Origin of the sequence: Allobosea sp. CCNWLY174, assembly GCF_037120455.1 — a bacterium.
GTDB lineage: Bacteria > Pseudomonadota > Alphaproteobacteria > Rhizobiales > Beijerinckiaceae > Allobosea > Allobosea lupini.
Genome location: NZ_JBBBBQ010000001.1, coordinates 1,043,959 through 1,065,187 on the forward strand (window position 1 = coordinate 1,043,959; position 21,229 = coordinate 1,065,187).

A 21,229-nucleotide genomic window follows, 5' to 3' on the forward strand; every position below is an offset into this window, starting at 1 on the left:
TGAATATCGGCCTCCCGATCCCGGTCCGCGCCGCCGGCACGACCGCCCTCCGCCAAGGACCATGCCGCATGTCGCCACCGGTCAACCGCGTCCACAGCGACGAAGCCCTGCCCGCCGCAGCCGACATCGTGGTCATCGGCGGCGGCATCGCCGGCGTAACCGCGGCCTATCACCTGGCGAAGAAAGGCCATTCGGTCGCGCTGGTCGAGAAAGGCTATCTCGCCGGCGAGCAGTCGAGCCGCAACTGGGGCTGGTGCCGCCAGCAGAACCGCGATCTGCGCGAACTGCCATTGGCAATGCGTGCCGTCGAGATGTGGAACGGGCTCTCCGAAGAGGTCGGTGCCGATGTCGGCTTCCGCCGCAGCGGCCTGACCTATCTGACGACGCGCCAATCCGATCTCGATGCCTGGGAGGGCTGGGGCGAGAAGGCCCGGCAATACCAGATGCAGACACGCATGCTGAGCGCCGAGGAAGCCAGGGCGATGGCGCCGCATGCCAAGGGTGAGTGGATCGGCGGCGTGCATTCACCCACCGACGGTCGCGCCGAGCCGGCCATGGCCGTTCCCGCCATCGCCGAGGCCGCACGCAGGCTTGGCGTCACCATCCATCAGGATTGCGCGGCGCGCGGCCTCGAAACCGCGGCAGGCCGCGTCTCCGGCGTCGTCACCGAGAAGGGCACGATCAAGACCTCGACGGTGCTACTCTCCGGCGGCGTCTGGACGGCGATGTTCGCCCGCCATCACGGCATCCGCATGCCGCTCGCCGGCATCAAGTCGACCTCGTTCTTCACAGGACCTGCGCCGGAAATCACCACGGGAGGCATCTCGACCCCCGATCTCACCATTCGCCGCCGGGTCGATGGCGGCTTCACCGTCGGCATCAGCGGGCGCGGCCTGCTCGAGCTCTCACCGCACGGCATGCTCAACGCCCAGCCGTTCTGGCGCACCTTCAAGAAGCGCCACAAGCTGCTGACGATCCGGGCCGGCAAGTCCTTCTTCTTCGGGCCGGAAGCGCTGATGCGCTGGAGCAACGATACGATCTCGCCCTTCGAGAAGATGAGGACCTATGACCCGCCGCCGCAGGAAGAGCTGATCACCTTCGCCAAGAAGCGGCTGGGCGAGGTCTTTCCGCAGCTGGCGACGGTCGAGATCAAGCACAAATATGGCGGGCTGATCGACTTCACGCCCGATTGGGTGCCGGTGATCTCCGCGGTCGACAAGCTGCCGGGCCTGCATGTCTCGGCCGGCTTCAGCGGCCATGGCTTCGGCATCGGCCCGGCGGCGGGGCGGCTCGCGGCAGATATCGTCGCCGGCGATGCCCCGATCGTCGACCCCACCCCCTACCGCTACAGCCGCCTCGTCGATGGCACCGATCTCGGCGAGCCCGGCCTGATGTGACGCAAGCCTCTGCCCCAACCACATAGTCCCGCCTCAGCAGGACATCCCGCGCCGTGCCGCTTCGTGGCATGGCCGCCTCCGGAGCCATTCATGCCACTGACCATCCAACGCATCGCCAGCAGCGAGGCGCTGCCCGCCGCCGCGGATGTCGTCGTCATCGGCGGCGGCATCGTCGGCGCGGCGGCGGCCTATTATCTGGCACGGCGTGGCCGCTCGGTGGCTCTGGTCGAGAAGGGCGTGGTCGGCGGCGAGCAGTCGAGCCGCAACTGGGGCTGGTGCCGCAAGCAGAACCGCGACGCCCGCGAATTGCCGCTCGCCATCCGCGCCATGGAGCTCTGGGAGACGCTCAGCGAAGAGCTCGGCCGCGACAGCGGTTTTCGCCGCTGCGGCCTGGTCTATGCCACCAACGACCCTGCGCAGCTGGCGCAATGGGAGCGCTGGCGCGAGACGGCGAAGGCTTTCGGCGTCGAGACCACGATGCTCACCGGAGCAGAGACCGCGGCGATGACTGCAGCCAGCGGTCGGAGCTGGCTCGGCGGCCTGCATTCAGTCACCGACGGCAAGGCCGAGCCGTCGCTCGCAGCGCCGCTGATGGCTGACGGCGCCCGCCGTGCTGGCGCCAGCGTGCATCAGGGTTGCGCCGCGCGTGGGCTCGACGTCACCAATGGCGCGGTCACCGGCGTCGTCACCGAGAAGGGCACGATCCGCACGAACGCGGTCATCCTCGCCGGCGGCGCCTGGGCCTCGGCCTTCTGCCGCCGTCATGGCATCGCCTTCCCGCAGGCGAGCATTCGCGCGACCAGCCTGCGGACCGAGGCCGCGCCGGAGTTCCTCGATGCGTTCTATACCCCCGAGATCGCGCTGACGCGCCGCCTCGACGGCAGCTACACGATCGCGATCAGCGGCAAGGGCACGCTCGAGATCACGCCACAGGGCCTGCGCTATGCCCGGGACTTCCTGCCGATGTTCGTCAAGCGGCTGAAGGCGGTCGAGCTCGGCATCAGCTCCTCCTTCTTCAAGGGGCCGGAGGCCTTAGGCAGCTGGAAGCTCGACGAGGTCACGCCCTTCGAGACGATCCGCGTGCTCGATCCGGCGCCGAGCCGACGTGCGATGGCGACCCTGCTGGAGCGTGCCCACGCCATGTTTCCGGCCCTGAAGAGCGTCGCCGTACGCGAAAGCTGGGGCGCCTATATCGATTCCACGCCGGACGCCGTGCCGGTGATCTCGCCGGTCGCCGGCCTCTCGGGCTTCGTGCTGGCCGCCGGCTTCAGCGGCCACGGCTTCGGCCTCGGTCCTGCGGCCGGTCATCTCGCGGCCGACCTCGCAACCGGCGACACGCCGATCGTCGATCCGCGTCCGTTCAGGCATTCGCGCCTCGTCGACGGCTCGCGCGGTGCGATCGGCGAGTTCTGAGCCTCATTCAGACACACAGCCCTCATCCTGAGGAGCGCTCATAGAGCGCGTCTCGAAGGATGTTTCAGGAGGCTCCAGAACCATCTGGACCATCCTTCGAGACGCCGCTACGCGGCTCCTCAGGATGAGGGCTGAGGATATTTTCAGCCGAGCCGCTCGGCGACACCAGCGATCATCGCCATCGCTCCGGCGAGTTCGGCCTCGGTGATGTACTCTTCCGGCTTGTGGGCGCGGTCGACATCGCCTGGCCCGCAGACGATCGCGGCGATGCCGGCGCGCTGGAACAGCCCGGCCTCGGTGCCATAGCTGACCGCTGCCTGGCGCTCCTGGCCCGATACCGCCTCGGTGAAGGCGACCAGCGGATCGTTCTCGTCGAGGGCGAGCGGCGGGTAGTCGCTCATAGTCTCGAAGCTGAACGCGACCTTGTGCCCGGTCACAGCAGCCTCGCGCGCGATCCGCTCGGCGACACCCTGGAGGGAGCCGAGCAGCGCGGCAGGCTCCTGCCCGGCGATGGCACGGGCCTCGACCTCGAATACGCATTGCGCCGGAACGATGTTGATGCCGGTGCCGCCCCTGATCACGCCGACCTGGATCGTCGAATAGGGCGGCGCGAAGGCTTCGGCGAAAGGCCCCTGCGCGGCATGGCGCAGCGCCTCGTCATGGATCGCGGTGATGAGACCAGCGGCGTAGTGGATCGCGTTGTCGCCGAGATCGGTGCGGGAGGAATGCCCGGCCTTGCCATCGACCGTGACGCGCTGGGCGATCTTGCCCTTATGGGCCAGCACCGGCCGCAAGCCGCTCGGCTCGCCGACGATGCAGCCGAGCACCGGCGGGCACAGCTCCGGCAGTCGCGCGATCAGATGGCGCACGCCGACGCAACCGACCTCCTCGTCATAGGACAGCGCGATGTGCACCGGCCGCGCCAGCCTCTTGGCGACGAGGGCGGGAACGCTCGCCAGCACGCAGGCTGCGAAGCCCTTCATGTCGACAGCGCCACGCCCGATCAGCCGCTCGCCGTCGCGCCGCAGCTTGAAGGGGTCGCCGACCCAGCCCTCCGGCGCCGCCGGTACCACGTCGAGATGGGCCGAGAGGATGATACCGCCTTCGACCTTGGGCCCGATCGTCGCGAACAGGTTGGCGCGGTCCCCCTCCGGTCCCGGCACGATCAAGCTGTCGACGCCATGGCCGGCGAGATAGGCGCGGACATGCTCGATGATCGCCCCGTTCGGGGTGCGGCAGACGGAGGGAAAGCCGACGAGATCGGCGAGAACGGTTTCGACGGTCATGGGATTCGCTGGAGGGTTGATTCAGCCGACCTTCGGAGAGGCGAGCGGGCCTGTCCATCCTGCCCCGACAGCCGCAGCAATCCATGCCGAAGCAACCCGATTCATCGGCAGAATATTCGGTCATGGCGTTCGATTTCCGCCTCCCTCCCCGCGGTCGCGCTCTAGCCTCTTCCTAACGGCAGAGAGCCGTCGCAACGAGCAAGGGCGAGACGATGAGCAGTTTCCGGCCGAAATTCATCACCTTCGACTGCTATGGCACGCTGATCTATTTCGAGATGGCTCCGGCCGCCCGTCGCGCCTATGCCGACCGCCTGTCGCCCGAGCAGCTGGACGCGTTCTGCGACGCCTTCTCGAACTATCGTCTGGATGAGGTGCTCGGCGCCTGGAAGCCCTATCAGGACGTCGTCCGCAATGCTGTGGCGCGGACCTGCAAGCTCCTCGGCATCCCCTACGATCCGGCCGACGCCCAGCGCATCATCGACGAGATCCCGAGCTGGGGCCCGCATCCCGATGTGCCGGCCGGCCTCGCCAAGGTCGCCAAGGAGATCCCGCTCGTCATCCTCTCGAACTCGATGACCGACCTGATCCCGCATTCGGTCGCCAAGCTGGGCGCGCCCTTCCACGCCGCCTATACCGCGCAGGAAGCGCAGGCCTACAAGCCTCGTATGCCCGCCTTCGAATACATGTTCGACATGCTCGGCTGCGGCCCGGAGGACGTGATGCATTGCTCGTCGAGCTTCCGCTACGACCAGATGACCGCCTATGACATGAAGATCGCCCGCCGCGTCTTCGTCAATCGCGGCCACGAGCCGTCGAACCCCTATTACAGCACGCATGAGATCAAGGACATCGGCGGCCTGCCGGCTCTGGTCGGGCTCTGACATGTCCGGTGATTTCGACCCGGCCGCGATCCATGTCACGGCCGGGCATTTCATCGCCGGCGCGGCGATCGGCGGCGGCGAGACGCTTCCCGTCGCTCGTCCGTCCGATCTCGTCGACTATGCCGAGATCCCGATCGCCGACGCCGGCATGGTCGACCGGGCCGTCGGCAGCGCGCATGCAGCGGTCGCGGCCAGCGGCTGGGCGGTAAGGCCGCCGCGCGAGCGGGCCCGCATTCTGAGGCGATGGGCCGAGCTGATCGAAGCGAACGCCGAGGAACTCGGCCGGATTGAAGCCGTCGGGTCGACGCGGCCGATCTCGCAGGCCGTCACCGGCGACGTCGCAGCCACGGCAGACGGCATCCGCTTCTTCGCCGAATGGGCCGACAAGCTCGGGGGCGAGGTCGCGGCGACGCGCAGCGACAATCTCGGCCTGATCGTCTCCGAGCCCTATGGCGTCGTCGGCGCGATCGCGCCCTGGAACGTGCCTCTCAGCACCGCCTCATGGAAGCTCGGTCCGGCGCTGGCGGCGGGCAATGCCATCGTGCTGAAACCGTCGGAACTGACGCCGTTTTCCGCCGTGAGGCTGGCGCAGCTCGCGATCGAGGCAGGCATGCCGGCCGGCATCTTCAACGTCGTCCAGGGCACTGGCGTTACAGGCGATGCGCTGACGCGCCATCCGGGCATCGGCAAGATCTCGTTCACCGGATCGACCCGGACCGGCGCGGCGATCATGAAGGCCGCAGCCGAGAGCGGCATCAAGCCGGTGACGCTCGAGCTCGGCGGCAAGAGCCCGCAGCTCGTCTTCGCCGATGCCGACCTTGAGAAAGCGGCGACCTGCATCGCCGGCTCGATCCTGGCGAATTCCGGCCAGGGCTGTGTCGCCGGCTCGCGGGTGATCGTGCAACGCCCGATCGCCGACGCCCTGATCGAGCTGTTGAAAATGAAGCTTCCGCAGGTCAAGCCGGGCCACACCTGGAAGGCCGCGACCGATTTCGGCCCGATCATCTCGGACGCCCAGGCTCGCCGGATCGATCGCATCGTCACCGCCAGCCGCGAGCAAGGCGGCGAAGTCCTGCTCGGCGGCGGACTGATGACAGGCTATGGCGGCGCCTACTACCAGCCGACGATCATCGCGAACGTGACCGCCGACAACGCGGCGGTGCGCGAGGAGATCTTCGGCCCTGTCCTGACCCTTCAGCTCTTCGACACGGAGGAAGAAGGCTTGTCCCTCGCCGATCATCCCGAATACGGGCTCGCCGCCGGCGTCTACACACGCGATCTCGGCCGCGGCCTGCGCGCGGTGCGCCAGCTGCAGGCCGGCACCGTCTGGGTCAACCGCTACAGCCGCACGCTCGACTTCATCCTGCCGACCGGCGGCTACAAGAGCTCGGGCATCGGCAAGGATCTCGGCCGCCAGGCGGTGGAGCAGAACCTGCGGCACAAGACGGTGCTGATCGACATCGCGAGCTGAGGCGCCACTCAGCCATAGCAGGCCTGCTTCAGACCGAGGCCGGGATGAAGCGCGTCGATCGCCTCGATCTCGGCCCTGAGCTCCGCCCCGATCCAGTCCCGGATCTCGCGGACGACCGGGCTCGGCGGGCGGTTGCGCGGCGTCAGCAGCACGCAGTTGCGCTCACCGCGCGTCAGCCGATCGCTCGCCGGCACCAGCGCGCCCGATCTCAGCGCATGGGATACGACGGTGATCCAGCCGAAGGCGACGCCCTGGCCGAGCAGCGCCGCCTGCACCACCACGGCATAGTCCGAGAAGCTCAGCGTCTTGACCGGCCCCGGCCGGCCGGTGGCGAAGGGCGGATAGCGCTCGGCCCAGTCGAGCGCGGAATCGGTCAGGTTGATGATCGTGTTGCCCTCGCCCGCCGCCCCGTCTTCGGGCTTGGCCTGTCGGTAGCCGGGGCTGCAGATCGGCAGCATCGTCTCGCGCATCACCATCGCCTCGGCCGGCACCGCCTCGTCGCCATCGAGGAAGCGCATGCCGAGATCGACATTGTCGACCTGGCCGCGCAGCGAGCCGGCGATCATCTGGAAACGCAGATCGACCGAGGGAAACCGGCGCTGGAAGTGATCCATGCGGGGCATCAGCCAATGCGTGGTGAAGGCGGAGGAGACCGAGATCGTCACCGTCTCCTTGCCGCCGCGCAGCTGCTCGACCTCGCGCAGGCCCGCTTCGATGCTGCGGAAGCCATCGGCGACGCGGCGATAGAGCACTTCGCCCTCCGCCGTCAGGATCGCCCCCTTCCCGCCGCGCTCGAACAGGCGCAGGCCGAGATAGCTCTCGAAACGCGACAACATGCGGCTAACCGCCGGCTGGGTGACGTTCAGCTCCTCGGCTGCGCGGGTGAAGCTGCCGCTGCGCGCCGCCGCCTCGAAGACGAAGAGCGCATTGCTCGACGAGACCATGCGGCGCAGCTCTGACATTACACCAGGTTATGCTTCGCCTGATTATTTGGCAATTGCGACAGGGGACCGAAATCCCGTTTCATGAACCGATCGAATACGGCTTGCGGTGACGGCCCGGCAGAGGTCCGCACCGCCGAGCAGCACCAGCGCCGGAACGGATCGCCATAAGACCAGCTTATGGCCCGTCCCAAAAACGGTCTTTGCCTGCGCAGTGCCGCGATGTCGCTGTATCCGGACGGGAGAGTGCCATGGCCAACATAGGCGGCGAGCGCGTCGAGATCAGATCAGCGAGCAAGCATTACGGCGCGGTGCGCGCGCTCGACGACGTCTCGCTCGACATTGCCCCGCAGGAATTCGTCTCGCTGCTCGGTCCGTCCGGCTCGGGCAAGACCACCCTGCTCGGCATCCTCGGCGGCTTCATCCAGCCGTCCGGCGGCTCGGTCCATCTCGGCGGCCGCGACGTCACCTATACGCCGCCGCACAAGCGCGACATCGGCATCGTCTTCCAGAACTACGCGCTGTTTCCGCATATGAGTGTCGGCGAGAACGTCGCCTTCCCCCTGCGAGCGCGGCGTCTGCCGAAATCGACCTATGCCGAGAAGGTCCGCGGTGCGCTCGCCACGGTCGACCTCGCCGGCTACGAGGAGCGCGGCATCGCCCAGCTCTCCGGTGGCCAGCGCCAGCGCGTCGCGCTCGCCCGCGCCATGATCTTCGAGCCGCGCCTGATCCTGATGGACGAGCCGCTCTCGGCGCTCGACAAGCAGCTGCGCGAAAACATGCAGATCGAACTGCGCCAGCTGCACAGGCGGCTGGGCGCGACGATCATCTACGTCACCCACGACCAGCGCGAAGCGCTGACGATGAGCGATCGCGTCGCCATCCTGAAGGATGGCAAGCTGGTCCAGATCGACAGGCCCGAGCGCCTTCACGACCACCCGGCCAACGCCTTCGTCGCCAGCTTCATCGGCGAGGCGACGCTGCTGCCGGTCCAGCGCGCCGGCGCAGACAGCGTCTCGCTCGCCGGCACGGTGCTGAAGAGCGCCCGCCCGATCGCTGCGAATGGCGAGCTCGTGCTGGCGATCCAGACCGAGAAGCTGCTGGTCGAGGACGGTTCCGGCAGTCCCGAGCGCAACCGGCTCGAAGGCCACGTCACCGATATCGTCTTCCAGGGCGAGAGCCTGCGCGTCTTCCTCGCGCTCGACGACGGCACGGCCTTAAGCCTGCGCCAGCCCAGCCATTACGAGGCCGCCCGTCGGATCCCGCCGGTCGGCGAACGCCTCGCCGTCAGCCTCCACCCGCAGGACACGATCATCGTGCCGAAAACCGGCGCCTGAGCCCTTCCTCCAGCAGAGACGCAAGACCATGGCCCTCAGCGATTTCAAGGTTCTCACATTCGATGTCGTCGGCACGCTGATCGACTTCGAGACCGGCGTCCTCGGCGCGGTGCGCCGCATCGGCGGGCCGGCAGCGGCCAAGCTCAGCGACGACGAGATCTTCGCGCCCTACCTCAAGGGCCGCGAGCTGCACTATGAGCGCTCCAGCGAGGTGATGAAGCTGGTCTACATCCACCTCGCCAAGGAGCTGGGCCTGCCCGCCGACGAGGGCTCGGCTGATGCCTTCCAATACGCGATCCTGCAGCATCCGGCCTTCCCGGACTCGGTCGAGGCGCTGGCGAGGCTGCGCAAGCATTTCCGCCTGGTCGCGATGACCAATGCCGACCGGCCGAGTTTCGCGTTCTATTCGCAGACGCTTGGCAACCCGTTCCATGACAGCGTCACCGCCGACGAGGCGGTCGATCCCAAGCCCGATCCCCGGTACTTCGCCTATAATCGCGGTCGGCAATCGGCCTTCGGCTACAAGCAGGAGGAGATCCTCCACGTCGCACAGAGCCAGTACCACGACATCCGCGTCGCCAAATCGCTCGGCTATGCCACCTGCTGGATCGAGCGGCGACAGGGCCAGAAGGGCTTCGGCGGCACACCGGCGGTGCCCGAGATCACCAAACCCGATTATCACTTCCCGACGCTGAAGGCGCTTGCCGACGCGGTCGAGGCCGAACGGGCCTGACGCGCATGACGGCCGCGCCGACATCCTGGCAGGCCCTCGACGCCGCGCCATCGCTCTGGCGGGCGACGGCGTCGCCGCTGCAGGCGTTGCCGCCGCTCGCCGGCGACGCGCTGGCGGATGTCGTGATCATCGGTGCCGGCTATACCGGGCTCTCGGCCGCCCATCATCTTGCCGCCAGCGGCCTTGCGCCTGTCGTGCTCGAAGCGAACGAGCCCGGCTGGGGTGCGAGCGGGCGCAATGGCGGCGTCATCACCGCCAAGTTCCGCTTGTCCTTCCCAGCCATCGCCGCCTCCCACGGCCGGGGCATGGCCAAGCGCATGTACGACATCGCCCATGAGGCGACCGATATCGTCGCCGAACTGGTCGACGCCCATGGCATCACGGACGCCGGCTTGACCCGCGCCGGCCAGGTCAAGGCAGCCCACAACCACGAGACGCTGGCCTACGCGGTGAAGGAAGCTGATTGGCTCCGCGCCGAACTCGGCGACACCACGATGACCGTGCTCGATGCCGGGCAGGTGCGCGAGGAGACCGGTTCGGCCGGCTTCGTCGGCGGCGTGCTCAATGCCGGCTCGGGCGGAATCCATCCGCTCAACTATCTGCGCGGGCTTGCCCGCGGCGTGACCGCGCAGGGCATCCCCGTCCATAGCCGGACGCCGGCGCTCGGCCTCAGGCGCGAAGCGGCCGGCGTGCTGGTCGAGACGCCCCGCGGCACGGTGCGGGCGAAGCAGGCGATCATCGCGACCAACGGCTACTCCGACCTGACGCCCGCGACCCGGGACTACCAGCGCACGCTGAACCCGTTCCGCAGCGCGATCATCGCGACCGAAAAACTCTCGCCGAACCTCGCCGCCAGCGTGATGCCGACGGGCCGGACCTATAGCGAGACCAAGCGGATGATGCGCTGGTTCCGCATGGTCGACGGCCGGATCGTCTTCGGCGGCCGCGGTGCCTTCGGCAAGACCGATTCCGCCTCGGCCTTCGCCGCCCTGCACAAGGCGATGGTCGGCATCTTCCCTCAGGTCGCCGATGTGCCGCTGGCCTATTCCTGGTCCGGCCTCGTCGCGATGACGCTCGATTCCGTGCCGCATGTCGGCCGCGTCGATGACCGGGTCATGGTCGCCATGGGCTACAATGGCGCCGGTGTCGCCATGTCCAGCCTGATGGGGCGCTATCTCGCCGCCTTTGCGCGCGGCGAACGCCCCGATGTCGGGCTGCTGGACGTCGGCCGCATGCGGCCGGTGCCCTTCTACGCGCTTCGAGAACCGGCGGTCCGTGCGGTCGCCGGCTGGTACCAGTTTCTGGACGCGATCGGACGGTAGGCCTCGAAGCTCCGATCCAAAACAACAGGGGAACAGGACATGGCCAAGAGCTTGAACTTCCGGACGACCTGCGCCGTCGCAGGCTTCTCCCTCGCGCTGCTCGGCTCCGCCAGCGCGGCCGAGCAGATCATGTTCGTCTCGCAGGGCGGCGCCTACCAGAAGGCGCAGACCATCGCGATCCTCGATCCCGCCGCCAAGAAGCTCGGCATCACCATCAACCAGGACAGCGTGCCCGACGCCTGGCCGATCATGCGCTCGCAGGTCGCCACCGGTAAGCCGACCTGGGACGTCGTCGACGTCGCCACCAATTTCTGCCTGCGCGGCGGCGAGCAGGGCATCGTCGAGAAGCTCGACTTCAGCAAGATCCCGAACGCAGCGGCGATGCCGGCCGAGTATCGCAGCGACTGGTCGGTCGCCTACGAGTTTTATTCGAGCGTGCTCGGCTACAACCAGAAGAAATTCCCGGACGCGGCCTCGGCGCCCAAGACATGGGCCGATTTCTGGGACGTGAAGAAGTTCCCGGGCCGCCGCTCGCTGCGCAACCACCCGCTCGCCACGCTGGAAGCGGCGCTGATGGCCGACGGCGTCGCTCCCGACAAGCTCTACCCGCTCGACGTCGAGCGCGCCTTCAAGAAGCTCGAAGAGATCAAGCCGAACATCACGGTGTGGTGGACCTCCGGCGCCCAGTCGGCCCAACTTCTCAATGACGGCGAGGTCGACATGGTGATGGCCTGGAACGGCCGCATCAGCGCGCTGACCAAGGAGGGCGCCAAGGTCGCCTACACCTACAACCAGGGCATCCTGCAGAGCACCTCGCTCTGCGTGCTCAAGGGCGCGCCGAACCTGCCGACCGCGATCAAGTTCCTGAACGAGGCGGTCGATCCCGTGCATCAGGCCAACCTGCCGCTGCATATCGACTACGGCCCGGCCAATCCGAAGGCCTACGACACCAAGGTCATCTCCGAGGCACGGGTCAAGGAGCTGCCGAGCGCGCCGGAGAACGCCAAGGTGCAGGCGCTGATGTCCTACGCCTGGTGGACCTCGCCGGCCGGCGAAGCCGCCGAGAAGCGCTGGCTGCAGTTCATGCAGAAGTGAGCAGCCTCGCCGTCATGCTCGGGCTTGTCCCGAGCATCTCTTGCAGGAGATTCTCGGGTCTGCGCTGCGCTTCGCCCGAGAATGACGTCTAGAAGGGACCGCAACGTGACCACCAGCGCGATCGATCCATCCCTCCGTCATCAGCGCCGCGAGCAGGCGCTGATGACTCTGCTAGCGGCTCCGGCCGTGCTGGTGATCGTCGCGCTGGTGGTGATCCCGGTCGGCTGGCTCGCGGCCCAGTCGATCTATGACAACGGCTTCACGCTGGAGCACTACCGCCGCATCTTCACGGAAGAAGTCTACTGGCGCAGCTTCGCGCTGACCTTCCGCATCGCCCTGATGGTGACGCTGCTCACTCTGCTGCTCGGCTACCCGGTCGCCTATGCGGCAGCCCATGCGAGGCGGCCCTGGAACGTCTTGATCCTGGCCTGCGTGATGCTGCCGTTCTGGACCAGCGTCCTGGTGCGCGCCTATGCCTGGCTCGTGCTGCTGCAGCGCACCGGCGTCGCCAACCAGTTGCTCGAACGTTTTGGCCTGATCACCGAGCCGCTGGCGATGGTCCACAACGAGCTCGGCACGGTGATCGCGACCGTGCACATCCTGCTGCCCTTCATGGTCCTGCCGCTCTATTCGACCATGCAGAAGATCCCGCGCGAGCTGATGCTCGCCGGCGCCAGCCTCGGCGGCGGCCCGCTCTACAGCTTCCTGCGCATCTTCCTGCCGCTGTCGCTGCCGGGCGTCGTCGCCGGGCTCACCCTCGTCTTCGTGCTGACGCTCGGCTTCTACATCACGCCCGAGCTGCTCGGCGGCGGGCGCACCGTGATGATCTCGATGGTGGTGAGCCGCAATGTCGAGCTCTACGCGCAATGGGGCGCTGCAAGCGCCGTCGGCGTCGTGCTCCTCGCCTGCGTGCTCGCGATCTTCGCTGCGGTCGGCCGCATCATCCCACTCGACAAGATGCTGGTGCAGAAATGAAAACCTCGCTGCTGCCGCGCCTCGCCTTCGGCCTCATCGTCGGGCTCGTCCTGATCTACCTGATGCTGCCGGTGCTGATCATCGTGCCGATGTCGTTCTCGAGCACGCGCTTCCTGACCTTCCCGCCGCCGGCGCTGTCGCTGCGCTGGTATGCCGAGTATTTCGGCAATCCGAACTGGATGCAGGGCACGCGGATGAGCCTGATGCTCGGCGTGCTGACCGTGCTGATCGCGACGCCGCTCGGCACCGCCGCGGCCTATGCGATCAGCAATGCCCAGAATCGGCTGATGCGCTCGTTGCACATGGTGCTGATGCTGCCGCTGATCGTGCCGATCATCATCGTCGCGATCGGCATCTTCTTCGTCTACGCCAAGCTCGGCCTGATCCAGACGCTGACCGGGCTGGTGCTCGCCAATGTCATGCTCGGCCTGCCTTATGTCATCACCTCGGTCGTCGCCGGCCTGCAGAGCTTCGACAAGACGCAGGAGATGGTGGCGCGCAGCCTCGGCATGAACCGCCTGCGGGCGTTCCTGACCGTGACCCTGCCGCAGATCAAGGCCAGCGTCTTCGCCGGCGCCGTCTTCGCCTTCATCTCGGCGATCGACGAGACGATCATCGCGCTGTTCGTCTCCGGCGGTCAGTACCAGACCCTGACCAAGCGCATGTTCACCGCCCTGCGCGACGAGATCGACCCGACCATCGCCTCGATCTCGACCCTGCTGACGGCGGCCTCCTTCCTGCTCGTCCTGCTGGCCATGAGCGGGCAGAAGAAGGAGGCGTAGGGACGCACCCGTCATGCTCGGGCTTGACCCGAGCATTGCAGCCCGGAAGAGGCGCCGACCAACGCCTTCCCGTCATGAGATTCTCGGGTCTTGCTCCGCTCCGCCCGAGAATGACGGCCCTGGTCAGGCTCAGTGCCGCCAATCCTGGTAGCGGTAATACATCCCGACGAAAGGCAGGAACCAGGGCGGGCCGAAATGGCCGGGCACCGCCGGCCAGCCCAGCCCGGCGAAGGGGTTCGCCTTGACGTCCCCGCCCATTACCTTCGCCATCGCCTGCCCCATATGCACCGACATCTGGGTGCCGTGGCCGCTATAGCCGAGCGCGTGGAAGACGCCGTCGCGCTCGCCGGCGCGCGGCAGCCGGTCGGCGGTCATATCGACGAGACCGCCCCAGCAATAGTCGATGCGCGTATCGGCGAGCTCCGGAAAGAGCTCCAGCATGCGCGCCCGCAGGATCGCACCGCTCTTGGCGTCCGAAGCCGGGCTCGACAGCGCAAAGCGCGCCCGCCCGCCGAAGATCAGCCGGTTGTCCGGGGTGAGCCGGAAATAGTTGCCGATGTTCTTGGTCGTCGTCGCCGTCCGCCGTGTCGGCATGATCGCCGCGGCGCGCTCCGGCGAGAGCGGCTCGGTCGCGATGATGAAGCTGCCGACCGGCACGATGCGCCGCCGGAGCCAGGCGAAGGGCCCCCGGCGCGAGGTGCCGGTCGCGAGCAGCACCTGCCCCGCCTCCAGCGTGCCGCGGCTGGTGACGACGCGATGGGCCTGGCCGTTCAGCCGCTCGAGCCCGGTCACTGCAGCGTTCTCATGGATCGCCGCGCCATTTCGCGCCGCCGCCTCGGCGAGGCCGACGCCGAAGCGGCCCATATGCATATGGGCGCTGCGTGGATAGACGAGGCCACCGAAGAAGCCGTCGGTGCCGATCTCGCGCCGAATCTCGGACGGCGACACCACGGCCAGGTCCGGCTCGACCGTGCGCCGCAGCAGGGCGGCGCTCTTCTCCAGCTTGGCGAAGTGCTCCGGCTTGGCCGCGAGCTTGATCTTGCCGGTGCGGATGAAATCGCAATCGATCGCCTCGCGCGCCACCAGCGCCTCGACGGTGTCGACGGCGTTGTCGAAGGCGCGATAGAGCGCGACCGCCCTCTCCTCGCCGAGGCTGGCGGCAAGGCTGCCGAGATCATGTGCGAGGCCGTTATTGCAATGCCCGCCATTGCGTCCGGAGGCCTCGCCGATCACGCGCCCGGCCTCCAGCACCGCGACACTTGCGCCGGACTTCGCCAAGGCGAGCGCAGCCGACAGGCCGGTGAAGCCGCCGCCGACGATGGCGACATCGACCTTGCCGGCAATCGGGGCCGTAGAGCCGCCGGTGAATCCCGGCGCCGTCGCGAGCCAATAAGGTTCGAGCTTCATGGAAGACAGGGCCTCAATGCTTCGGACAGGACGACAGGGATGGTATTCCGCCGGACAGGTCGGCTCCGACCGTCGAGAATACCGCCTTGCTGCACAGGTTCTTGGACAATTTTGCAGTTCTCCGTAGCCCGGCGCCTGCCTATAGTCGCCCCGCATTGCGACGAACGAGGCCTGCAACGGTGGCTCACGGAACGGCTCGGCGCCGGCTCGACTACGAGCTCGCCATCAGGCCGATGACAGAAGCGGATATCTCCCAGGCGCACCAGCTCTCCGTCGGCGTCAGCTGGCCGCATCGGCCGGAGGACTGGCGCTTCGTGCTGGAGGTCGGGCACGGCTTCGTCGCCTGCGACGCGATCGACCGGGCGCTCGCATCGGCGATGTGGTGGCCCTATGGGCCGCATTTCGCCACGATCGGCATGGTCATCACCTCGCCGCGCCTGCAGATGCAGGGCGCTGGCCGGCGGCTGATGGATACGATCTTCGAACAGGCCGGCGAGCGCGATCTCAGACTCAATGCGACGCGGGCCGGCTACCGGCTCTACCGCTCGCTTGATTTCCAGCCGATCGGCCGCATCTTCCAGCATCAGGGCCGCGCGCAGGCACCGGCCGGCGCTGCGCCCGACGAAGTCACCGTCCGCCCCGCGACAGCAGCCGATGGCGACGCGATCGCCCAGCTCGACGCCGACGCCTATGGAGCCGATCGCTCGCGCGTCATCGCCGCGCTGATGAAGCTGGCGACCGGGACGGTGATCGAGCGCGACGGCACTGTCGTCGGCTTTGCGCTCTGCCGCCGCTTCGGCCGTGGCCATGTCGTCGGCCCGATCGTCGCCGAGAGCGACGAGGCGGCAATCGCGCTGCTGCGGCCGCACATAATCGCCCATGACGGGCAGTTCCTGCGCGTCGACACCGCCCAGGAACAGGGCAGGTTCGGCGGCTTCCTCGAAGAATGCGGCATGACCGTCTACGACACCGTGACCACGATGGTCAGGGGTCACAATCACGGGCCGCGCGGCGCGGCGCGGACCTTCGGGCTCGTCACCCAGGCGCTCGGCTGACGCCGGTCAGATGTCGAAGAGCACCGGCAGCGGATAGCCGGGCTTCTGGATCGGCGACTTGATCACGATGTAGCTGAAATATTTGGAGATGCCGATATTGCGGTCGAGCAGCGTCTCGATCAGCGATTGGTAGTGCGTGAGACCGCGCGTGACGAACTTGACGAGGTAATCGTAGCCGCCGCTGACGAGATGGCATTCGACGACCTCGTCGACGCGCCGAAGCGCCATCTCGAAGCGGATGAAGTATTCCTTGGTGTGGTCGGTCAGGGTGATCTCGGTGAAGACGGTGATCGTCTCGCCGAGCTTCTGCAGGTTGATGGTCGCGCCGTAGCCGGAGATGAAGCCGGCCTGCTCCAGCCGCTTGACCCGCAGCAGGCAGGGGCTCGGCGACAGGCCCACCGCATCAGCCAGATTGACGTTCGTGATCCTGCCGTTGTTCTGCAGCTCGATCAGGATTTTCATGTCGATGCGGTCGAGCCGCACGCCCGGTGTCACGACGAAGGCCTCTCGTCCCTTGATGCCTCTTGCGGACCCGGGCCTGCAGAGCGGACCCGAACCGGCATCAGACTAATCGTTTGATACGGTCCGGGCCAAGCAGGGATCATGCCGCCTTTGCGGTTTTCAACGCCGCCGCGACCTCGGGCAGCGCCATGACATCGTCGAGCGTCTTGCGCAGCCGGGAGATGATCAGGTCGATCTCGGCCTCGCTGCAGCACAGCGGCGGCGCCAGTCCGATGATGTCGTCGGCGAAAGCCCGGAAGATGACGCCATTGGCATAGCCGCGGGCGAAGAGATGGTCGGGCAGCTTCGCCTCGCGCGGCAGCTTCTCTTTCGTCACCTTGTCGGCGACGAGCTCGATACCGGCGAGCAGGCCGCGCGCCCTGACCTCGCCGACGAGCGGGTGGTCGGCGAGCGTCGCCAGGCGCTCCTCGAAATAAGCGCCGACCCGCTGGCCGTTGGCGAGGATACCGCCCTCTTCGTAGAGGCGCAGCACTTCGAGCGCGACGGCGGCGCTGACCGGATGGCCGGAATAGGTGTAGCCATGGCCGACCGGCCCGCCGGCCGGGGCATTGTCGGCGATGGCGCGGTAGACCGTCTCGCCGATGGCGAGCGCGCCAAGCGGCGCATAGCCCGAGGTCAGGCCCTTCGCCATGGTCATCATGTCGGGCACGACGCCTTCCGCCTCGCAGGCGAACATCGGGCCGGTACGGCCGAAGCCGGTGATGACCTCGTCCGCGACGAAGAGGATGTCGAGCTCGGCCGCCGTCTCGCGCATCGCCCTGAGCCAGCCCTTCGGCGGCACGATGACGCCGCCCGAACCGATCACCGGCTCGCAGAAGAAGGCGGCGACGTTCTCGGCGCCGAGCTCCGCGACCTTGGCGCGCAGCGAGGCGACGCTGGCCGCGATCACCGCCGCGTCGCCCGAGCCGGTCGGGTTGCGATAGGCATAGGGTGGGGTTACGTAGTGATGCACATGTGCCGGAAAATCGAAGCCCGCGTGGAAGGCCGGTAGCGCCGTGACACCGGCGCCGGTCGAGCTCGAGCCGTGGTAACCGCGCTCGAGCGAGAGGATCGCCTTCTTCGTCGGCCGGCCGGTGACGTTGTAGTAGAACTGGATCAGCCGCAGCGCGCTGTCGACCGCATCCGAGCCGCCCAGCGAGAAATAGATGTGATCGAGATCGCCGGGGGTCAGCTCGGCGAGCTTGGCGGCGAGGCGGATCGTCGGCTCGCTGCCGAAGCTGAAATAGCCGGTGGCATAGGGCAGTTCGCGCATTTGGCGAGCCGCCGCCTCGACGATGCTCTCGTGACCATAGCCGACATTGACGCACCACAGTCCGGCGAAGCCGTCGATCAGCTCATGGCCGTCGGCATCGGTGATGAAGGCGCCCTTGGCAGACTTCATCACGGTGACGCCGCGCTTCTCATGGCCGGCCCAGTTGGCGACAGGATGGACCCAATGGCGGCGGTCGAGGGCTTCGAGGGAGTTGACGGTCATGGCGGAACCTCAGGCAGGGCGTGAAGACGAAACGGGAGAAAAGGCGGTGCGCGCCGGATAGCCGATCCGGCCGGCCCGCATCGGCGGCGATTGCACCAGCTCGCGCAGATAGCGGCCGGGCGTCACGCCGTAGACGCTCTTGAAATGGCGCGAGAGATGGCTCTGGTCGAAGAAGCCGGCCTCCAGCGCCGCCTGCGCGGCCGGGACGCCGTCAACGAGAAGACCCCGCGCATAGCGCACGCGCTCACGGCAGACGAAGCGATGCGGCGTCAACCCGACCTGGCGCCGGAAGACGGTGACGAAACGGCAGACGCTGAGGCCGGCCAGCGCCGCGAGGTCGTCGAGGTAGAGAGCCTCGGTGAAATGCCGTTCGATATGGCTGAGAGCCCGCCGGATGCCGGGGCTCACCGGCTCTGCCGCGCGGGCGGCAGGGCTGGAAACAGACTGGAGCATGGACCGCATCGTCCTCCGCTGAACGCGCTCGGGCCGGATCCGATCAGGTCGACTCGACCTGATCGGTGCATCCGTCTCGCGCTTTGAGTCAGAGGCCGTTTTGCCGATCGGCTTGCGATGCAAGCTGATCGGAACGGGCTCTGGCGCTAGCAGGAAGGCTAGGAGCGACTGGCGGGGCTGTGCGGCGTCTTTGGAGGGCCGCTTTGGTATCCCCTGCCCTATTCGGGGACGGGTTTGGCAGATCGTGCTTTGCCCTGCCGATCAGGCGGATTTCAGCCCGCCGATATGGAAGCTCTTCAGCTCGAGATATTCCTCGATTCCGGTCGCGCCGCCCTCGCGGCCGATGCCGGACTGCTTGATGCCGCCGAAGGGCGCCACCTCCATCGAGACCGAGCCGGTGTTGAGGCCGACCATGCCAAATTCGAGCCGCTCGCCGACACGCCAGGAGCGGTTGAGGTTCTCGGTGTAGAAATACGCCGCGAGCCCATAGGGCGTGCCGTTGGCGATCTCGATCGCCTCGTCCTCGTGTTTGAAGCGGAACAGTGGCGCGACCGGGCCAAAGGTCTCCTCATTGGCGAGGCGCATGCGCGTGGTCGCGCCGGTCAGCACCGTCGGCACCACGAAGCGGGAGCCGTCGACCTCGCCCTGAGCTGCGGCGAAACGCGTTGCACCGAGCGAGAGCGCATCGTCGAGATGGGCATGGACCTTCTCGACCGCCGCCGCGTTGATCAGCGGACCGATGGTGACGCCCTCCTGCCGCCCGTCGCCGACCCGCATCGCCGCCACCGCCTTGGCGAGGCGATCGGCGAAGGCGTCGTGGATGCCGTCCTGCACCAGGATGCGGTTGGCACAGACGCAGGTCTGACCGGCATTGCGGAACTTGCTGGCGAGGGCGCCGGCGACGGCGGCGTCGAGATCGGCGTCATCGAAGACGATGAAGGGCGCATTGCCGCCGAGTTCCAGGCTCAAGCGCTTCAGCGTGTCCGAGCATTGCCGCATCAAGAGCGCGCCGACGCGGGTCGATCCGGTGAAGGAGAGCTTGCGAACGACAGGGTTCTGCGTCAGCGCCGCGCCGACGCCCTGCGGCAGCCCGGTGACGATGTTGATCACGCCGGGCGGGAAACCGGCGCGCTCAGCCAGCACACCGAGCGCCAACGCCGAGAAGGGCGTCAGCTCCGAGGGTTTCACCACGATCGAGCAACCGGCCGCGAGCGCCGGCGCGCATTTGCGGGTGATCATCGCATTGGGGAAGTTCCAGGGCGTGATCGCGGCGGAGACGCCGACCGGCTCTTTCAGGATGAGAATGCGCCGATCGGCGGTCGGCGCCGGCACGGTGCCGCCATAGACGCGGCGCGCCTCCTCGGCGAACCATTTGATGAAGCCGGCACCGTACAGGACTTCGCCCTCGGCCTCCGCCAGCGGCTTGCCCTGCTCGGCCGTCATGATGCGGGCGAGATCCTTGCGGTGCTCCAGCACGAGATCGTGCCAGCGCTCGAGCAGGGCGGCCCGCTCGGCCGCAGGCCGTGCCTTCCAGGCCGGGAACGCAGCCTCGGCGGCGGCGATCGCTGCGTTGGTCTCGGCCTCGCCGCAGGCCGGAATCGAGCCGATCTCGACGCCTGTCGCCGGATCGCGCACCGCCAGTTCCTCACCGGAGGCGGCGCCGACCCACTCGCCGCCGATCAGGGCACGGCCGACGAGAAGGCTGGGATCTTCGAGAGCGACAGTCGACATGGCAAGCCTCGTTCAGTAGCCGCGATCGCGGTCGATCAGGCCGATCAGGGGTTCGCCCGCCTGGTGGCGCTGCAGGTTGTCGAGGACGATGTCGAGCGAGGCCTCGGAGCGCGAGCGGCTGGCGATATGCGGGGTGAGCAGCACCTTGGGATGGTTCCAGAGCGGATGGCCTTCCGGCAGCGGCTCCGGCTCGCAGACATCCAGGACCGCTGCCGCGAGATGGTCGCTGTCCAAAGCAGCCAGCAGCGCGTCCTGGTCAAGATGGCCGCCGCGGCCGGCGTTGACGATCATCGCGCCCTGCGGCAGCCGGGCGAACAGTTCGGCGCCGAGCAGGCCGCGCGTCGCATCGGTCAATGGCAGCAGACAGACCAGGATGTCGCTGCGCGCGAGGAAGGCGGGCAACTCGGCATCGCCAGCGAAGGTTTCGATGCCTTCGACCTCATGCCGCGAGCGGCTCCAGCCGGCGACGCCGAAGCCGAATTCGGCGAGCTTCAGCGCGCAGGCCTTGCCGAGCATGCCGAGGCCGAGGACACCGACTCGGCGCTCGGTGGCCGGCCTGATCCGCAGCGGCCGCCAGGCCTTTTCCCGCTGGGCGGCGATGTAGGGAATGAGGTCGCGATGCAGGGCCAGCACCGACATGGTGACGTATTCCACCATGCTGTCGACGAGGCCTGGCTCGATCATCCGCACGATCGGCAAATGCGGGGGGATGTCGGCCAGATTCAACTGGTCGACGCCGGCGCCGACCGAGACGAGCAATTCGAGATTGGGAAACTGGCCGAGCAGATCGTCCGGCGGGAGCCAGGCGGCGAGATAGCGAATCTCGGCGGGATCGCCGACATCCGGCCAGATCCGGAACGGCAACTCCGGCGCCTTGTCCGCAAGCAACCGCGTCCATTCCTCGGCCCGGGCGGCATCCGATTTGAGCAGCAGCGTCATCGCATCGACCTCGCG

Annotated in this window: 19 protein-coding genes; 11 read left to right on the plus strand and 8 right to left on the minus strand. The window is 67.6% G+C overall.

The window, feature by feature from the left end:
- Nucleotides 1-68 precede the first annotated feature (68 nt).
- Nucleotides 69-1,397 carry an NAD(P)/FAD-dependent oxidoreductase gene (locus tag V7S63_RS05010; RefSeq protein ID WP_336529405.1) on the plus strand — a complete coding sequence of 443 codons (1,329 nt, stop codon included), beginning with the start codon at nt 69-71 and terminating at the stop codon, nt 1,395-1,397.
- A gap of 90 nt (nt 1,398-1,487) precedes the next feature.
- Nucleotides 1,488-2,810, plus strand: coding sequence for an NAD(P)/FAD-dependent oxidoreductase (locus tag V7S63_RS05015; protein ID WP_336529406.1), 1,323 nt, complete (start codon nt 1,488-1,490; stop codon nt 2,808-2,810).
- Nucleotides 2,811-2,953: 143 nt separating this feature from the next.
- On the opposite strand, the gene argE is transcribed toward V7S63_RS05015, so the two are convergent.
- Entirely contained in the window at nt 2,954-4,096 is a 1,143-nt protein-coding gene (gene argE / locus V7S63_RS05020) for an acetylornithine deacetylase (RefSeq protein WP_336529407.1), read from the minus strand.
- Between the two features lie 212 nt (nt 4,097-4,308).
- Between argE and V7S63_RS05025 the strand changes: the two genes are divergently transcribed.
- Both V7S63_RS05025 and V7S63_RS05030 read left to right on the plus strand, forming a co-directional pair.
- The gene (locus V7S63_RS05025) at nt 4,309-4,977 is read left to right on the plus strand and encodes a haloacid dehalogenase type II (RefSeq protein ID WP_091830339.1); all 669 of its coding nucleotides are present in this window, start codon (nt 4,309-4,311) and stop codon (nt 4,975-4,977) included.
- A gap of 1 nt (nt 4,978) precedes the next feature.
- A complete protein-coding gene (locus V7S63_RS05030) occupies nt 4,979-6,448 on the plus strand; it encodes an aldehyde dehydrogenase family protein (protein WP_336529408.1) in 1,470 nt (489 codons plus the stop codon).
- An 8-nt stretch (nt 6,449-6,456) separates the two neighbouring features.
- Here V7S63_RS05030 and V7S63_RS05035 read toward each other — a convergent pair whose 3' ends face one another.
- The gene (locus V7S63_RS05035; protein ID WP_091830343.1) at nt 6,457-7,410 is read right to left on the minus strand and encodes a LysR family transcriptional regulator; all 954 of its coding nucleotides are present in this window, start codon (nt 7,408-7,410) and stop codon (nt 6,457-6,459) included.
- Between the two features lie 230 nt (nt 7,411-7,640).
- Here V7S63_RS05035 and V7S63_RS05040 point away from each other — a divergent pair, with 230 nt between their 5' ends.
- The 6 genes from V7S63_RS05040 to V7S63_RS05065 all read left to right on the plus strand — a co-directional run bounded on the left by V7S63_RS05040 (nt 7,641) and on the right by V7S63_RS05065 (nt 13,633).
- A complete protein-coding gene (locus V7S63_RS05040; protein ID WP_336529409.1) occupies nt 7,641-8,726 on the plus strand; it encodes an ABC transporter ATP-binding protein in 1,086 nt (361 codons plus the stop codon).
- A gap of 28 nt (nt 8,727-8,754) precedes the next feature.
- Nucleotides 8,755-9,459 (plus strand): HAD-IA family hydrolase, encoded by a 705-nt coding sequence (locus V7S63_RS05045; protein WP_100962993.1) that lies wholly within the window; start codon nt 8,755-8,757, stop codon nt 9,457-9,459.
- Between the two features lie 5 nt (nt 9,460-9,464).
- The gene (locus V7S63_RS05050; RefSeq protein ID WP_336529410.1) at nt 9,465-10,781 is read left to right on the plus strand and encodes an NAD(P)/FAD-dependent oxidoreductase; all 1,317 of its coding nucleotides are present in this window, start codon (nt 9,465-9,467) and stop codon (nt 10,779-10,781) included.
- Between the two features lie 39 nt (nt 10,782-10,820).
- Nucleotides 10,821-11,876 (plus strand): ABC transporter substrate-binding protein, encoded by a 1,056-nt coding sequence (locus V7S63_RS05055; RefSeq protein ID WP_100962991.1) that lies wholly within the window; start codon nt 10,821-10,823, stop codon nt 11,874-11,876.
- A gap of 105 nt (nt 11,877-11,981) precedes the next feature.
- Entirely contained in the window at nt 11,982-12,851 is an 870-nt protein-coding gene (locus V7S63_RS05060) for an ABC transporter permease (RefSeq protein ID WP_336529411.1), read from the plus strand.
- Nucleotides 12,848-13,633 (plus strand): ABC transporter permease, encoded by a 786-nt coding sequence (locus V7S63_RS05065; protein ID WP_336529412.1) that lies wholly within the window; start codon nt 12,848-12,850, stop codon nt 13,631-13,633. The genes V7S63_RS05060 and V7S63_RS05065 overlap by 4 nt, the downstream gene beginning before the upstream one ends.
- Nucleotides 13,634-13,762: 129 nt before the next feature.
- On the opposite strand, the gene V7S63_RS05070 is transcribed toward V7S63_RS05065, so the two are convergent.
- The gene (locus V7S63_RS05070; RefSeq protein ID WP_100962989.1) at nt 13,763-15,040 is read right to left on the minus strand and encodes an NAD(P)/FAD-dependent oxidoreductase; all 1,278 of its coding nucleotides are present in this window, start codon (nt 15,038-15,040) and stop codon (nt 13,763-13,765) included.
- 179 nt (nt 15,041-15,219) lie between these two features.
- Here V7S63_RS05070 and V7S63_RS05075 point away from each other — a divergent pair, with 179 nt between their 5' ends.
- Entirely contained in the window at nt 15,220-16,095 is an 876-nt protein-coding gene (locus V7S63_RS05075) for a GNAT family N-acetyltransferase (RefSeq protein ID WP_336529413.1), read from the plus strand.
- 6 nt (nt 16,096-16,101) lie between these two features.
- Here the strand turns inward: V7S63_RS05075 and V7S63_RS05080 are convergent, their stop codons facing one another.
- The 5 genes from V7S63_RS05080 to V7S63_RS05100 all read right to left on the minus strand — a co-directional run bounded on the left by V7S63_RS05080 (nt 16,102) and on the right by V7S63_RS05100 (nt 21,214).
- Nucleotides 16,102-16,578, minus strand: a complete 477-nt coding sequence (locus tag V7S63_RS05080) for an Lrp/AsnC family transcriptional regulator (RefSeq protein ID WP_199777522.1) — start codon at nt 16,576-16,578, stop codon at nt 16,102-16,104.
- 118 nt (nt 16,579-16,696) lie between these two features.
- On the minus strand, nt 16,697-18,091 hold the full coding sequence (locus tag V7S63_RS05085; protein ID WP_091830363.1) for an aminotransferase class III-fold pyridoxal phosphate-dependent enzyme: 1,395 nt from the start codon (nt 18,089-18,091) through the stop codon (nt 16,697-16,699).
- Nucleotides 18,092-18,100: 9 nt separating this feature from the next.
- Nucleotides 18,101-18,544 carry an AraC family transcriptional regulator gene (locus V7S63_RS05090; protein ID WP_336529414.1) on the minus strand — a complete coding sequence of 148 codons (444 nt, stop codon included), beginning with the start codon at nt 18,542-18,544 and terminating at the stop codon, nt 18,101-18,103.
- A gap of 261 nt (nt 18,545-18,805) precedes the next feature.
- Nucleotides 18,806-20,275 carry an NAD-dependent succinate-semialdehyde dehydrogenase gene (locus tag V7S63_RS05095; protein WP_336529415.1) on the minus strand — a complete coding sequence of 490 codons (1,470 nt, stop codon included), beginning with the start codon at nt 20,273-20,275 and terminating at the stop codon, nt 18,806-18,808.
- Nucleotides 20,276-20,287: 12 nt separating this feature from the next.
- Entirely contained in the window at nt 20,288-21,214 is a 927-nt protein-coding gene (locus tag V7S63_RS05100) for a 2-hydroxyacid dehydrogenase (RefSeq protein WP_336529416.1), read from the minus strand.
- Nucleotides 21,215-21,229: the final 15 nt, after the last annotated feature.